The organism is Methylomonas sp. BG-2 (assembly GCF_057766305.1).
The window spans coordinates 1-14,885 of record NZ_JBYMAP010000105.1; the positions used below are offsets into that span (position 1 = coordinate 1).

At 58.3% G+C, this 14,885-nt stretch carries 16 protein-coding genes; 8 read left to right on the plus strand and 8 right to left on the minus strand.

Features of this window, described 5'->3' with window-relative positions:
• Positions 1-2,098 (plus strand): PAS domain-containing hybrid sensor histidine kinase/response regulator (locus AC3B8H_RS11655; protein ID WP_488441746.1); only part of this gene is annotated, 2,098 nt, incomplete at its 5' end.
• 37 nt (positions 2,099-2,135) lie between these two features.
• Here the strand turns inward: AC3B8H_RS11655 and bamJ are convergent.
• Together bamJ and AC3B8H_RS11665 are read right to left on the minus strand one after the other, a co-directional pair.
• Positions 2,136-2,555: a BamJ family beta-barrel-assembly machinery protein gene (gene bamJ, locus AC3B8H_RS11660; protein WP_302848351.1), complete on the minus strand. Its 420-nt coding sequence runs from the start codon at positions 2,553-2,555 to the stop codon at positions 2,136-2,138.
• Positions 2,556-2,651: 96 nt separating this feature from the next.
• Complete coding sequence (locus AC3B8H_RS11665; RefSeq protein ID WP_488441747.1) at positions 2,652-3,242, minus strand: transglycosylase SLT domain-containing protein; 591 nt, start codon at positions 3,240-3,242, stop codon at positions 2,652-2,654.
• Positions 3,243-3,311: 69 nt separating this feature from the next.
• Between AC3B8H_RS11665 and AC3B8H_RS11670 the strand changes: the two genes are divergently transcribed.
• Positions 3,312-3,947 (plus strand): PilZ domain-containing protein, encoded by a 636-nt coding sequence (locus AC3B8H_RS11670; RefSeq protein WP_488441748.1) that lies wholly within the window; start codon positions 3,312-3,314, stop codon positions 3,945-3,947.
• Here AC3B8H_RS11670 and AC3B8H_RS11675 read toward each other — a convergent pair.
• A complete protein-coding gene (locus AC3B8H_RS11675) occupies positions 3,930-4,931 on the minus strand; it encodes a glycosyl transferase family protein (RefSeq protein ID WP_488441749.1) in 1,002 nt (333 codons plus the stop codon). The genes AC3B8H_RS11670 and AC3B8H_RS11675 overlap by 18 nt on opposite strands.
• Positions 4,928-5,827, minus strand: a complete 900-nt coding sequence (cyoE, locus tag AC3B8H_RS11680; RefSeq protein ID WP_488441760.1) for a heme o synthase — start codon at positions 5,825-5,827, stop codon at positions 4,928-4,930. The genes AC3B8H_RS11675 and cyoE overlap by 4 nt, the downstream gene beginning before the upstream one ends.
• A 92-nt stretch (positions 5,828-5,919) precedes the next feature.
• Between cyoE and AC3B8H_RS11685 the strand changes: the two genes are divergently transcribed.
• From AC3B8H_RS11685 to AC3B8H_RS11710, 6 genes are read left to right on the plus strand one after another with little or no spacing between them, the layout of a single operon-like run.
• Positions 5,920-7,290, plus strand: coding sequence for a M16 family metallopeptidase (locus AC3B8H_RS11685; protein ID WP_488441750.1), 1,371 nt, complete (start codon positions 5,920-5,922; stop codon positions 7,288-7,290).
• Positions 7,280-8,626 carry a M16 family metallopeptidase gene (locus AC3B8H_RS11690; protein ID WP_488441751.1) on the plus strand — a complete coding sequence of 449 codons (1,347 nt, stop codon included), beginning with the start codon at positions 7,280-7,282 and terminating at the stop codon, positions 8,624-8,626. Before AC3B8H_RS11685 ends, AC3B8H_RS11690 begins: the two co-directional genes overlap by 11 nt.
• A 2-nt stretch (positions 8,627-8,628) precedes the next feature.
• Positions 8,629-9,180: a 16S rRNA (guanine(966)-N(2))-methyltransferase RsmD gene (gene rsmD / locus AC3B8H_RS11695; protein WP_488441752.1), complete on the plus strand. Its 552-nt coding sequence runs from the start codon at positions 8,629-8,631 to the stop codon at positions 9,178-9,180.
• A gap of 60 nt (positions 9,181-9,240) precedes the next feature.
• Complete coding sequence (gene coaD, locus AC3B8H_RS11700) at positions 9,241-9,726, plus strand: pantetheine-phosphate adenylyltransferase (RefSeq protein WP_488441753.1); 486 nt, start codon at positions 9,241-9,243, stop codon at positions 9,724-9,726.
• Between the two features lie 2 nt (positions 9,727-9,728).
• Positions 9,729-9,974 carry a YfhL family 4Fe-4S dicluster ferredoxin gene (locus tag AC3B8H_RS11705; protein ID WP_488441754.1) on the plus strand — a complete coding sequence of 82 codons (246 nt, stop codon included), beginning with the start codon at positions 9,729-9,731 and terminating at the stop codon, positions 9,972-9,974.
• Positions 9,975-10,031: 57 nt separating this feature from the next.
• Complete coding sequence (locus AC3B8H_RS11710) at positions 10,032-10,271, plus strand: Rho-binding antiterminator (RefSeq protein ID WP_488441755.1); 240 nt, start codon at positions 10,032-10,034, stop codon at positions 10,269-10,271.
• A 143-nt stretch (positions 10,272-10,414) separates the two neighbouring features.
• Here the strand turns inward: AC3B8H_RS11710 and AC3B8H_RS11715 are convergent, their stop codons facing one another.
• The 4 genes from AC3B8H_RS11715 to AC3B8H_RS11730 form a co-directional block, all read right to left on the minus strand.
• Entirely contained in the window at positions 10,415-11,734 is a 1,320-nt protein-coding gene (locus AC3B8H_RS11715) for a UDP-glucose dehydrogenase family protein (RefSeq protein ID WP_488441756.1), read from the minus strand.
• A 16-nt stretch (positions 11,735-11,750) separates the two neighbouring features.
• Complete coding sequence (locus AC3B8H_RS11720; protein ID WP_488441757.1) at positions 11,751-12,617, minus strand: NAD(P)-dependent oxidoreductase; 867 nt, start codon at positions 12,615-12,617, stop codon at positions 11,751-11,753.
• A 33-nt stretch (positions 12,618-12,650) separates the two neighbouring features.
• Positions 12,651-14,474: a biosynthetic arginine decarboxylase gene (speA, locus tag AC3B8H_RS11725; protein ID WP_488441758.1), complete on the minus strand. Its 1,824-nt coding sequence runs from the start codon at positions 14,472-14,474 to the stop codon at positions 12,651-12,653.
• A 224-nt stretch (positions 14,475-14,698) separates the two neighbouring features.
• The coding region (locus AC3B8H_RS11730; protein WP_488441759.1) for a hypothetical protein at positions 14,699-14,885 on the minus strand (187 nt) is incomplete at its 5' end.

The window sequence follows — 14,885 nt, forward strand, 5'->3', positions numbered from 1 at the left end:
GCCGGACGGTCGTGAACGGTTATTGCGTTTGAACGGAATGCGGATGGCGGGCCGGAACGATACGCCCTCGCTTTGGACCATCGTCGAGGACATTACCGAGGCGCGCGCCGGCGCGGAAGTGCTGAGGCAGAGCGAATTGAAATACCGCGAATTGTTTAATGTTTCGCACGAGGCGGTGATGGTCGTGACGCCTGCGGGATTCGTGGATTGCAACCCGGCCGCGCTGGCCTTGTTCGGCTACGAGAGCGCCGCAAACTTTTGCGGCCTGCATCCGGCCCAGGTGTCGCCGCCATTCCAGCCGGACGGTCGCCATTCCTATCCGGCCGCCAATCAAATCATGGCGCAAGCCTTGACCCACGGTTTTCAAGAATTCGAATGGGAACACCAACGCGCGGATGGTACGACGTTTCCGGCGCTGGTTGCGTTGTCCGCGATCTCGCTGGACGGTCAGACCGCGTTACAGGCCGTGGTCCGCGATCTTAGCGAGCGCAAGCGGGTGGAGCGCGCGTTGATTGCCGCCAAGGAATCGGCTGAAGCGATGGCGCAGTCCAAATCGGCGTTTTTGGCCAATATGTCGCACGAAATCCGTACGCCGATGAACGCGATTCTCGGGATGTCGCTACTGGCCTTGAACAAGCCGGTCAGCGACGAGATTCGCGATTATCTGGAAAAAATCCATGCTTCCGCCGACAGTCTGCTCGGCATACTCAACGACATTTTGGATTTTTCCAAGATCGAAGCCGGCAAATTGGCGATACAACCGGCACCGTTCAGCTTGCCGGCCTTGGTTGAAACCTTGAGAACGCTGTTTGCCGGCAGCGCGGCCGACAAGCAATTGGGCTTCCGGGTGGATATGGCGACCGACCTGCCGGTAATGGTGGTCGGCGATGTATTGCGCGTGCAGCAAGTTCTGGCGAATTTACTCGGCAACGCCATCAAATTCAGCCATCACGGCGACATCGCGCTGCGCTTGCGGCGTGCCGGCGCGGCGGCGGAGTTGCTTCGCTTTGAAGTGGAGGACCATGGAATCGGCATCGCCGAACAGGACCTGGACAAATTGTTTACGCCGTTTTCACAAATCGACAACTCGATCACCCGCGATTTCGGCGGCACCGGCCTCGGTCTGGCGATCAGCCGGCAATTGTTAAAGTTGATGGGCAGCGACTTCGACGTTCGTAGCCGGCCGGGTTGCGGTACCGTGTTCGGGTTCGAACTGAATCTGCCTGTCGCCGAAACCATGTCGCCCCCGGCCCTTGCGGAAACCGGCGACCGGCATCGAGGCGGTCTAGCTGGCGAAATGCGGGCGCGCGGCGCGGCGTTGCGCGGCGCGCGCATCTTGGTGGCGGAAGACAATCCGGTCAATCAACGCGTGGTATCCGAATTCCTGCAACTGGCTGGAATCGCGGTGGATCTGGCCGGCAACGGCCAGCAGGCGGTCGATTTGGTGCGTCAACACCGCTACGACGCGGTACTGATGGACATCCACATGCCGTTGGTCAGCGGCTTGGAAGCGACCGCTCGCATTCGTGGCGAATCTAACCAAGCGGACGTGCCGATCATTGCGCTGACCGCCGGCGTGACTCGAGCGGAACAGGAGCGATGCGCCGCCGCCGGCATGAACGCCTTCATTGCCAAACCGGTCAAGCCGCTCGAATTGATCGAACGGCTTTGCGAGGTATTGGGTCGTGCCCAAGCAGTCGAAGCGGAGATAGCGGCGGCCCCGTCGCCGCAAGCGCCGGAGTTGGTGGAATTGAGTGTCGCCGGTTTCGATTTTGGCCCGGTTTTGACTCTGCTGGGCGGTGACGAATCCGGCGTGTTGGACATGTTGCGCGCCTTTAAGACACATGCCGAAAGCGATTTCGATGGGGTAGAGCTGGCCGTGGAGAGGGGCGATTTGGCGGAAGCGCATCGTTTGTTGCATGCCTTGAAAGGCTCCGCCGGCTATCTGGGCGCCACGGGGCTATACCAGGCGGCGGTCCAATTGGACGAGGGTTTGAGTCGCGGGCTGTTGCGGGAAGCCGATTATCGGCGGTACCAGGGGGCGGCGCGGGAAACGTTGACGGCTCTTACCAAATTGGATGCGGAGCGGGAAGGATAGGGGCGGTGCGGTTATCGCGCCGCCCAGGGCCAGCGGATTAGCGGGCCTTGATCAGTTCGACATCGAAAATCAGCGCCGAATTGGGGCCAATGTCGCGACCGGCGCCGCGCTCGCCGTACGCCAATTTAGCCGGGATGAACAAACGGTACTTTGCACCTTCCTTCATCAATTGCAGACCTTCGGTCCAGCCCGGAATAACCCGGTTCAACGGAAACGAAGCCGGCGCGCCGCGTTTGTAGGAACTGTCGAATTCCTTGCCGTCGATGGTCGTGCCTTGATAATGGACGGTGACGTTGTCGGTTGGGCCGGGCTGGGCGCCGCTACCTTCGGTAACGACTTGATATTGCAAGCCGCTGGCGGTGGTAACGATGCCGGGCTTTTTGGCGTTTTCGGCCAAAAAGGCTTCGCCGGCGGCGAGATTTTCGGCTGGGGTAGTGGCGTTGGCCATCGAGAACATGACGAATCCTATAATAAATGCGATTAAAGTAGCGACGATGCGCTGTTTTACGGTTTTCACGATAACTCCCTGCGATTTGGTGAATGGTTTAGTTTATCAGTTTTCGGCGTTCAGCTCTTGTCGGCAGCCGGTTAATTGCGCGTCGTAATTTAACGCGCGCCGATGGACTTTTTGCGCGGTATTCAACAGCCAAGGTTTCTGCAAATGGCTGCTCCGCCGGTATCCGCCCAGGCCTTCGTGGTAAGCCAGGTAAAGATGGTTGGTGTCGGACGCGGAAATGCCCAGCATGTCGCGAGTCGTTGCGCAATACCAGGCTACGAAATCGCAACTGTCGGTGAAGTCTTCGCGGTCGGCCCAGCTTTTCCCGGTTTTTTGCCGATAATCGGCCCAGGTTTCGTCCTTGGCTTGCGGATAGCCGTAGGCGCTGCTGGAGCGGAACCAGGGAATAAATCCTAAAATCGTCGGCCTGGGCGGTTCGGCGTCGGCGACAAAACGGCTTTCCTGGTGGATGATGGCCATCTGCACCGCGATGGGCACTCCCCAACGCCTTGCGGAATCGAGCGTGGCGCGGTACCAGTCGTCCTTTTCCCGAAATATTTCACACAGGTTTTCGGTGTTTTTCGGCGGCAGACTGGCGCAGGCCGAGAAAAGCGTTAGACTAACGAAACCGATTAGTTTATTTTTCATGCCTTAGCAACCCTAAGCCACTCTGGGCTTCCGCCCGGAAGCTCCGTTTTTAAGAAAGAAGGACAGGCCATGCCCATCGTTGAAAACCGCGCCTATCGAAAAAACCTGACCAGCCAGGGCTTGCTCTATCTCGGGTATCAGGAACATCCGATCAAAATCGTCAATCTGTCATTGACTGGATTGTTGGCCGAATTGGTGGATTCGCCGCCGGTAAACGGCATTAAGGACATTTTCAACGCTTTGCAAGTTTCGCCGATCGTCGATATTTACTTGCCGGAAATGCGGGTGGTCGGCGAGGCGGAAGTGGTCAGAGCCGAAGCAAGCGACCACGGTTTTCAAATTGCGATCGAGTTTCGCCATTTGTCCTACGATGCCGACAATCTGCTGTATTCCCGCCGCGCCTACCGTAAGTCGATGACCGCGCCGGGGCATATCGTACTGGACGGCGTCGATTATGCGTTCAGCACTGAAAACGTTTCAGTCGACGGCTTGATGATCAGAATGCTCGACGTGGTGAAAGTCCGAGAGGGCAGCATCGCCGACTTCGATTTCAAACATCTGGATTTGCGGGGGCAAGCCAAGGTCATCTGGGTGGAGTACGACGAGTTTTCGACGCTGATCGGCCTACAATATCAACATCTGGCGCGGGGCGATTTCACGGGAATCCCGAACTTTTCCGTCGCCGGTTTACAAGCCGCGGGCTAGATCGCGCTGGCGCCAATAGTCCTTGGCAAGCTCTTCGGCCTCGGCTTGACTGTCGGCTCGCCCCAATAGCTTAAGCGCCACCGCCGCGGTGCCGGTGATCGACGCCACCGCGAATTCGTCGTCAATCTCGCCGCGCCAGACTTGCGCCAATACTTGTGGGTCCAGCGCCTCGGCCTTCATATGGCGGCGTTCAAACAGTGCCGGCCAGACTTCGTCGCTCAATTCGCCATCGTGCACGCTTTGCACCAGGCACTCGACATCGGGATTGCGCTCGGTTTCGCCGCCTTCGCCTTTAAATACCGCCATGTGCGCTTGGTTCAACAGCAACGCCGCTTTTTGATGGACCTGCCGGTAACTGGGATGAAAAATGCCCTGGATGCTGTGGCTGGCATCGAACGGATTCAGCAATCTGACCAACGTGTGCACTGGCGAACGCAAGCCCATCACCGGCCGTAAATTGATCATGTCGAACAGCTTCGGGCAGATGTGTGCCAACGACAAATAGCTGAAATTACCCCGTTGCAGTTGAGCGCCAGCCTCGTCTATCGACGCGGCAGGCGGTAAGCCTAGCGCGGTTAATACGTTTTCGGTATACAAACGGCCCTGGGTGTGGCCGCCGGCGCCGTGCATGAACACCTTGACGCCGTTATCGGCCAACAGCAAGGTCGATAGCAAAAACCACGGCAAATGCCGGCGCTTGCCGGCATAGGACGACCAGTCCAGGTCTACCTGGATGCCGTGATCGCGGTGAAAGCTCTCCCTCGCGGCAGCGACGAAACCGGCCAGTTCCTCGCAGGTTTCTTCCTTAACCCGCATCAGCATCAAAAACGCGCCGAGCTGAATCGGTTCGACCTGGCCGTCGGCCAGAATCATTTTCATCGCCCGGTAGGCTTCGTCCTGAGTGAGCGGCCGGGCGCCCTTCTTGCCCTTGCCGAGAATTTTGATGAATTCGGCGAACGGATGTTCTTCGGTGGTCAGCGTCATGACAGCGACAGCGGGAAGTAGTGGTCGATTAGCAAGGCGGCAAAGATCAGCATCAGGTAAACGATGGAATAACCGAAGGTGCGCATGGCGGTCTTATTGTCCTTCTTGCGCATCATCTGCACCGCGTAATACAGAAAGCCCAGGCCCAGCAACACCGCCGACAGTAGATAAATCAGGCCGGTCATCCCGGTCAGATAGGGCAGCAGCGTGGTGATTAGCAGCAATATCGTGTACAGCAGGATTTGCAGGCGAGTGAATTCCACGCCGTGGGTGACCGGCAGCATTGGAATCGCCACCTTGGCGTATTCGTCGCGTTTGGCGATCGCCAAGGCCCAGAAGTGCGGTGGCGTCCAGACGAAAATAATCAGAAATAATAACAAAGCATGCGGGTGGATCGTGCCGGTCATCGCGGTCCAGCCCAATACCGGCGGAGCCGCGCCGGCCGCGCCGCCGATCACGATGTTTTGCGGGGTGGCCTTTTTCAGATAAACCGTATAAATGAAGGCGTAGCCAATCAACGACAAAAAAGTCAGCACCGCCGTCAGCACGTTGACCAGCCCCGCCAACAAGCCCATCGCGAACAAGCCGATCGCCGCCGCGAACAGCAGAACCTGACGGGAATTCAGCTCGCCGGTCGGCAGCGGCCGGTTGCGGGTACGGGCCATTTCGGCGTCGGCCTTTTGATCGATGAAGTGGTTGATCGCCGCCGCCGACGAAGCCGCCAGGCCGATACCGAGGGTGGCATAAACAAACAAAGCCAGCGGCGGCATGCCGGGCACGGCCAGCAACATGCCGACGATCGCGGTAAACACGATTAGCGCCACGACCCTGGGCTTGCAGAGTTCCAAATAGTTCTTCCAGGATAACGCGGGTTTGTCCGTCATTCGGTTGCGGATGGATTTCGGTTTCGGCAAACATATAGAATAACAGTGAACCTCTGATTATTAAAACAATCACAGGCGCTCACCATCCAAGCAATGAGGGAACTATGAAACACAGGTTCGCAGCGTTGGCGCTGCTTTGCCCTGTCGCGTTGGCGCAAGCCGACGACGGCAAGGTCCACGAACACGTATTCGGCAACGGCTTGAAACTACTGGTAAAGGAAGACCACCGCTCGCCGGTGGTGGTTTCGCAGGTGTGGTACAAGGTCGGCGCCAGTTACGAACCCGGCGGTATTACCGGCATTTCGCACATGCTGGAACACATGATGTTCAAGGGTACCGAGCAATATCCGGCCGGCGAATTCTCCCGAATCATCGCCGAAAACGGCGGTAGCGAGAATGCCTTTACCGGCCAGGATTACACCGCGTATTTTCAGACGCTGGAAAAGTCCCGGCTGGAAATCAGTTTTAAATTGGAAAGCGACAGGATGCGCAACCTGAATCTGAAAGCCGACGAATTGAAAAAAGAACTGGAAGTGGTTACCGAGGAACGCCGAATGCGCACCGACGACCAGCCGCGCGCCAAGGTCCACGAGCAATTCATGGCGACCGCGTTTACCAACAGTCCTTATCAAAATCCAGTGATCGGCTGGCCCTCCGACATCGCCAATTACCAGATCGACGATCTGCAAGCCTGGTATCAGCAATGGTACGCGCCGAACAACGCGACCTTGGTGGTGGTCGGCGACGTCGACGCCAAGCAAGTCGAGCAGCTGGCCGAGCAATACTTCGCGCCGCTCAAGCCCAGCGCGATCAAGCCGGTCAAGCCGCAAGCCGAATCCGAACAGCGCGGCGTGCGCCGGATCACGGTCAAGGCGCCGGCCAAACTGCCTTACGTGATGATGGGCTACAAGGTGCCGGTTTTGAACACCGCCAAACCCGAATGGGAAGCCTACGCACTGGAAGTGCTGTCCGGCATCCTCGACGGCGGCGACAGCGCCCGCCTGCCGGCCCGTTTGATCAGGGGCAAGCAAGTCGCGGTATCGGCCGGAGTCGGTTACGACCTGACCTCGCGCTTGCCGGACCTGTTCCTGCTGGAAGGCACGCCGGCCGAGGGTAAGACGGTGCACGACCTGGAATATGCCTTGCTCGACGAGGTCTACCAATTGAAGAACGAACTGGTCGGCAAGGACGAATTGCAACGCATCAAGGCGCAAGTGCTGGCCAGCTCGGTTTATCAGAAGGATTCCAATTTCTATCAGGCCATGCAGTTGGGCACTTTGGAAACCGCCGGCATCGGCTGGCAAAAAGCCGACGAGTACGTCGCCAAGGTCAATCAGGTGACCGCCGAACAGGTGCGGGAAGTGGCGCGCAAATATCTGATCGAGGATACCCTGACCGTCGCCTATCTCGATCCGCAACCGATCACCGAAGCCGCCAAACCCAAAAAACTGCCAGGAGCCCGTCATGCGTTTTAATTTCATCGGCCTGATTCTGTTGCTGCTCAGCCAGTCGGTCTGGTCGGCGGCCAAAATCGAACATTGGCAAACCGCGCAGGGCAGTCGGGTTTACTTCGTGCACACCGGCGGCCTGCCGATGGCCGATGTCCGCGTGGTATTCGACGCCGGCAGCGCCCGCGACGGCGCGCAATTCGGCATTGCCTCGCTAACCTCGGCCTTGCTTGGCAGCGGCGCGGGTAATTTGAGCGCCGACGACATCGCCCAGCGCTTCGAATCGGTCGGCGCGCAATTCGGCGAAGGAGTCAGCGAAGACATGGCCTGGGTATCGGTCCGCACGCTGACCGATCCGGCCTTGTTCGACAAAGCCCTGGCGACTTTCGAAACCGTACTCGGCCAACCGGCGTTCAACGAAGCCGATTTTCAGCGCGAAAAAGCCCGCACCCTGGCCGGATTGAAGCATCGCGAGGAATCGCCCGGCGAAACCGCCGGCATCGCGTTCAATAAAGCTTTGTTTGGCGATCATCCCTACGCTCATCCGGAAGCCGGCTTGATCGAAACGGTCGCGCCGTTGACGGCGGCCGACTTGAAAGCCTTTTACCAGCGCTATTACGTGGCCGCCAACGCGATCGTCGTGATCGTCGGCGATTTGAATCGGCAACAAGCCGAGCAAACCGCGAATGCGGTGCTGGCAAAACTGCCGAAAGGCGAGAAGCCCGCCGAAATTCCGCCGGTGACGATGCCCAGCCAAGCCAGCGAGCAGCATATCGAGTTTCCGTCGACCCAAACTCACGTGCTGGTCGGTCTGCCCGGCTCGTATCGCAAGGACCCGGATTATTTCGCGCTGTACGTCGGCAACCACATCCTGGGCGGCGGCAGCATGGTGTCGCGCTTGTTCGAGGAAGTCCGCGAAAAACGCGGTCTCGCCTACAGCGCCTACAGCGTGTTCGCGCCGATGTATCGGCAGGGTCCGTTCATGATGAGTTTACAAACCCGTAACGATCAAGCCGGACAGGCCCTGCAGGTGTTACGGCAAACCTTCGCCGAGTTTTTGGCGAAAGGCCCGACCGAGGCCGAATTGACCGCCGCCAAGCAAAATATCACCGGCGGCTTCGCGCTCCGCCTGGATACCAACGCCAAGCTAAGCGACTACGTGGCGATGATAGGCTTTTACCAGCAGCCGTTGGACTATCTGGATACCTTTCAAGGCAAGGTGGAAGCGGTCGGTATCGAGCAGATCAGGGATGCCTTTCAACGCAGGGTGAAACCCGAATTGCTGCAAACCGTCACGGTCGGCGGCGCCGATGCCAAGCCGTCGGCCGCCAAGCAAGCCAACCCAGCCGAGGCCGGCGAATAAGCGTGGCGAACCAGTTGCGTATCATCGGCGGCCAGTGGCGCAGCCGGCAAATCGTGTTCGACGACGCGCCGGGCCTGCGGCCGACGCCGTCTAGGGTCCGCGAAACCTTGTTCAATTGGTTGCAGCATGATGTCGCCGGCAGCCGCTGCCTGGATTTGTATGCCGGCAGTGGCGCGCTGGGTTTTGAAGCCGCGTCGCGCGGCGCCAGGGAGGTCTGGCAGGTTGAAAACCATCCGAGCGCTTGTCGGAGGCTACGGGAAAACGCCGACAAACTCGCCGCCAGCCAGATCAATCTGGTCGAGCGCGACGTGCCGGCTTTTTTGCAAAGCCCCGGCCAGACTTTCGATCTGGTGTTTCTCGATCCGCCATTCGGCGGCGACCTGGCCGGCCCGACGTGCGAACGGCTGGAAGCGGCCGGCTGGTTGAGCGATTACGCCAAAATTTACGTCGAAACCGAAAGCAATCGTCCGCTGCCGATCTGGCCGGACGGTTGGCGGCTGTTGAAAGCCAAGACCGCCGGCGAAGTCGCCTACAGTCTGTTGCAACGGCGGTAATACCCTGGCCGTCCGAATGCGGTAAAATGCGCGCCTTTTTCCAAAGGCAAGCCCAAATCCATGAACATTACCGCGATTTACCCGGGCACCTTCGATCCGGTCACCAACGGCCATCTGGATCTGATCGCCAGAGCGTCCCGGCTGTATCGGCAAGTGATCGTCGCGGTGGCGGTCAGCAAGGGTAAGAACCCGCTGTTCTCGCTGGACGAGCGGGTGGCCTTGATTCGCGAGGTCGCCAGCGAATTCCCGAACGTCACCGTGATTGGCTTCGATACCCTGTTGGTCGATTGCGCCCGTAAGCACCACGCCAGCGTCATCATTCGCGGCTTGCGGGCGGTATCGGACTTCGAATACGAATTTCAATTGGCGGGCATGAACCGCCGGCTGAATCCGGATATCGAAACCGTGTTCCTGACCCCGGCCGAGCAATACGAGTTCATCTCGTCGAGCATGATCCGCGAGATCGCCCAACTGCACGGCGACGTGTCCAGTTTCGTGCCCGAGCCGGTCAAGCAACGTTTAATCGCAAAATTCAAATCGGAGTAACCATGGCACTGCTTATTAGCGATGAATGCATCAACTGCGACGTCTGCGAACCGGAATGCCCGAACGGCGCCATTTCGCAGGGAGAGGAAATTTACGTCATCAACCCCAGTCTGTGTACCGAGTGCGTCGGCCACCACGACAAACCGCAATGCATGGAAGTCTGTCCGGTGGATTGCATTTCCAAGGATCCGGCCGTGGTCGAGGATCAGGACAGTCTTTACCGCAAATATTTGAAATTGACCGGTTAATCCTGCCGGGCCGACCCTCCGTATATCGTGGGTATCGTATAAGACCCGTGCGACGCCATGACCAAGCCCATCGCCTGCGACTTGCACGACTATCTGGAAATCGCCTGCCTTTACGGCTATCGGCTGAAATTGACGCTGAGAGATGGCCGGGTGCTGGAAGGCAAGGCGGTCGATACCGTTACCACCGCCGACAAGTGCGAGTATTTGGTGCTGGACAGCGAGCAGGTCGAAACCCGGTATTTGGCGAAGCTGAGAGTGCTGACGTCTGGCGCGAAGTTTACCGACCTGACATTTTAGAACTGCCGCCGATCGCGACTTGAGCGGCTCACGGCGCGATCCAAATGCCGCGCGATAGGCTCGACAAATATTGTCGGAATCAATGCGCGGCTTTAATTAGCGTGGCGCCGGGACAATCTCGTTGCCCCGGCGCCCTGAGCAATTTAACGTCCGATCGCGTAATAGCCCAAGCCGAATTGTTTGACCAAGCGCGGCTCGTACATATTCCGGCCGTCGAAGATCACTTTGTCCTTCAGTTGCTTGCTCAAATCGTCGAAATCCGGGCTGCGGAACTGTTTCCACTCGGTGACGATGATCAGCGCGTCGGCGTCGTTTAAGGTATCGGTCTGTTTGGGGCAGTAGACTAATCCGGTTTTATCGCCGTAGATGCGGTGGGCTTCTTCCATCGCTTCCGGGTCGTAGGCCCGCACCGTGGCGCCGGCGGCGATCAACGCTTCCAGCAGGACTCGGCTGGGCGCTTCGCGCATGTCGTCGGTATTAGGTTTGAAAGCCAAGCCCCACAACGCGAAGGTTTTGCCTTTGACGCCGTCGGGATAATGCGCGGAAATTTTTTCGAACAAGCGGTGTTTTTGCCGGTCGTTGACGTTTTCGACGGCGCTCAATAACTCGGCGTGATAGCCGTAGTCGCGGGCGGTTCTTTCCAGTGCCTTGACGTCTTTCGGGAAGCAGGAGCCGCCGTAGCCGCAACCCGGATAAATAAAGCTATAACCAATCCGGCTGTCCGAGCCGATGCCGTGGCGAACATGCTCGATGTCGGCGCCCAAGCGCTCGGCCAGATTGGCCAGCTCATTCATGAAGCTGATTTTAGTGGCCAGCATCGCGTTGGCGGCGTATTTGGTTAGTTCGGCCGAGCGAATGTCCATGTTGATGACCCGCTCGCGGCTGCGGTTGAACGGCGCGTACAAGGCTTTCAGCAGTTCGGCGGTGCGCGGATTGTCGGTGCCGATGATGATGCGGTCCGGTTTCATGAAGTCGTCCAACGCCGAACCTTCCTTCAGGAATTCCGGATTGGACACCACGTCGAATTCCAAGGCTTCGCCGCGTTGCGCCAGCACATCGACCACGACCTGTTTGACTTTGTCGGCGGTGCCGACCGGCACCGTGGACTTATCGACGACGATTTTGTAATCGCTCATGTGTTCGGCAACGCTTTTGGCCACCGCCAGCACATATTTCAAATCGGCGGAGCCGTCTTCGTCCGGCGGCGTGCCGACCGCGATGAATTGAAACAAGCCGAAATCCACGGCTTCCTTAACGTCGGTGGTAAAGTTCAAACGGCCGGCGGCCATGTTGTCCTTGACCATTTCTTCCAAACCCGGCTCGTAAATCGGGATGATGCCTTGTTTCAAGCGTTCGATTTTGCTGGCATCGACATCCATGCACATCACTTGGTTACCGACTTCGGCCAAGCAAGCACCTGTTACCAAACCTACATAACCGCTGCCAAACACTGTAATTTTCATTGTTACACCTTGTAAACTAATTGGAATTTCGCTGTTGTTTTAATCTGTAAAGCGCTGAAATATCTTCGTCGCCATAACCCTTAGCCATTAACTTGGCGTAGTCCGCCAAGGTCATGACCGTCAGCGGACTGGCCATGCCGGCATGCTGTGCCATCTGCTGGGCGATCTTCAAATCCTTGTGATGCAGGGCCAGCTTGAAGCCCGGCGGGAACAGGCCTTGGGTCATCGTTTTGCCCCGGTGATCCAGAAACCAGTTGCCGGCCGCGCCGCCGGCGATGACGTCGATCACGCGATCCATCGGCAAATCCTGCGCTTCCGCAAACGCCAGCGCTTCGGTGACCGCCTGATTGATGCCCGCCACCATGATTTGGTTGACGGCCTTGCAGGCTTGGCCGGCGCCGACGTCGCCCAGGTGTTCGATACGCTTGGCCATCGCCGCCAACAGCGGGCGAACCCGCTCCAGCACCTTGGCGTCGCCGCCCACCATCATCGCCAAGCTGGCGTTGCGGGCGCCTTCGACGCCGCCGGACACCGGCGCGTCGAGGAAGTCGGCTTGGCGAGCCGCCAATCGCTGCGCGGCTTGGCGCGCGGTATCCCCGGACACCGTGGACATATCGACCACCACGCTCCCGGCCGACACGGTTTTGCAAATCGCGTCAACCACCGCCAATACGTCTTTGTCGGCCGAGACGCAGATTAACAGCACTTGGGCCCGCGTCGCCAATTGCTCGATGCTTTCGCAAGCGTCAACGCCCAGTTCGGCCGCCAGCGCCAAGGCCTTGTCGCCGCTACGATTATAAACCGCCGCCAAATGGCCGGCCTTAGCCAGATTAACCGCCATGCCATGCCCCATGGCGCCTAAACCGATAAAACCTGCTTTCATCCCCACCCCGTTGGTTTGCCTTGGCTCACGCCGTTATTTATCCAGATAAGTATAGGCATTTAGTCCAGCCAGCAATTCTTGTTCGAACGCTTGTTTTTGTTCGGCGCTCAACGCGGCCTGGTCCAGTTTGCGCCGATAGGCGGCTTTCAGCGCGGTGGTGTCGATATGCACGTAATCGAGCAATTCGCTGACATCCTCGCCTTCCATGAATTCGCCGAAGCGGTAGCCGTCGCCGTCCAGTTCGACGTTGATGGAATGGGTGTCGCCGAACAGATTGTGCATGTCGCCCAGGATTTCCTGATAAGCGCCGACCATGAAAAAGCCGATCAAATAATCGTCGCCGTCGGCGATCGCATGCAGCGGCAGTGTGTTGGCGATGTTTTGGCAATCGACGTATTGATCGATGCGGCCGTCCGAGTCGCAGGTCAAATCCTGCAACACCGCGCGCCGGGCAGGCTGCTCGTTCAAACGGTGGATCGGCATGATCGGAAAAATCTGGTCGATGCCCCAGATGTCAGGCATCGATTGAAACAACGAGAAATTGCAAAACACCTTGTCGGCCAGCTTCTCGTCAAGTTCCTGCAAAATTTCGCGGTGATGGTGATTTTCCAGATTCAGTTGTTCCTGGATTTGCTGGCACAAACCGACATAGCGCTTTTCGGCCTCGGCCAGTTCGGCCAAGCCAATGTCGCCCTGTACGAAGCGGGCGCGGGCCTCGGCCATGTCGAACTGGGCGTTGTGGTAGGCCTCGCTGACGTTGCCGAATTGCCCGACCGTGTGCGCCGCGCCTTGCAAGGTTTCGACCTCGGTGACGTTGGTAATCAGCACCGCGTGATGGGCGGTGATGGCGCGGCCGGACTCGGTGATGATGTCGGGTTGCGGCAGACCATAGGCGCGGGCGGTTTCGGCAAAGGCGCGGACGATGTTGTCGGCGTATTCGCGCATGCTGTAGTTGATCGAGCATTCCCGGCGCGAGCCGCTGCCGTCGTAATCCACACCCAAGCCGCCGCCGGCATCGACGGTGGTGATGTTGGCGCCCAGGTCGCGCAACTGCCGGTAAAACTGGCCGGCTTCCTTCAACGCCAGTTTGATGTCGTGAATGTTGGCGATCTGCGAGCCCATGTGAAAGTGCATCAGGCGCAGGCCATCGAGCATGCCGACCTGCTCCAAGCGAGCCACCAATTGCAAGACCTCGTTGGCGTGCAAACCGAATTTGGATTTTTCGCCGCCGCTGTTCTGCCATTTGCCGGCGCTGATCGTCGATAAACGAACTCGCAGGCCGATTAGGGGTTGAACCTGCAATTTGGCGGCTTCTTCCAGAATCAGCTCGAGTTCGGAGGGTTTTTCGATGACGATGAACACCGACAAGCCCATTAACTGACCCATCAGCGCCATCCGGATATAAAACCGATCCTTGTAGCCGTTGCAGACGATGGTGCCGTTGGGTTTGGCCAAACCCAGAATCGCCAGCAATTCCGGCTTGCTGCCGGCTTCCAGGCCGATGTGCTCGGCGGACACGATGCTTTCGACGACGTTGCCTTGCTGATTGACCTTGATCGGATACACCGGCGTGTAGCGGCCGGCATAATCGTGATGGGCGCGGGCCTGGTCGAAAGCCCGCTGCAGGCGGTGAATTCGATCCGGCAACATGTCGGTGAAACGGACCAACACCGGCAGATTCAAGCCTTTGTTACGCAGCGCGTCCGCGATCTCGAACAAGTCGATTTCCACAGCGCTTCCGCTCCGTGGCTTCACGCACACATGGCCTTGGTCGTTAACCGAGAAATAACCGTCGCCCCATTGCTGAATCGCGTATAGCTGTTTCGCCCGCTCAATCGACCATGGCTGAACTGACACTGAACATCCCCGAGTTGCACCAAACACAATCGCCATTTTAGTGGATAACGTTGCGGCTTTTATGACTTTTTCGGGACAACGTTTCGCCGGTGCGTCGGATTGCCATCATCACCCCGCAATTGATAGGCGCTGGCGGCTATCGAATCCCTGGGCGGAATCGTCAAGCCATCGTCGTTCGCAAGCGCCCCCAATCCGCTTGAGCGCCCTAGCGCGGCGGGGGGCCGTCAGTTGTAAACGCCGGGTGTGGCGTAAGGTTTCATCGCGGCGAAGATACAAGGATTCGGCTTGATTTGGCTTGCACACAAACGAATCTGCCGATGCCGTTCGACGACTTCGCGGTCCATGGAACGCAACAGCGATGTCTTGCAACACCATTCTCGGTTGCCCGAGGACTGGGCGAATGGACGATTG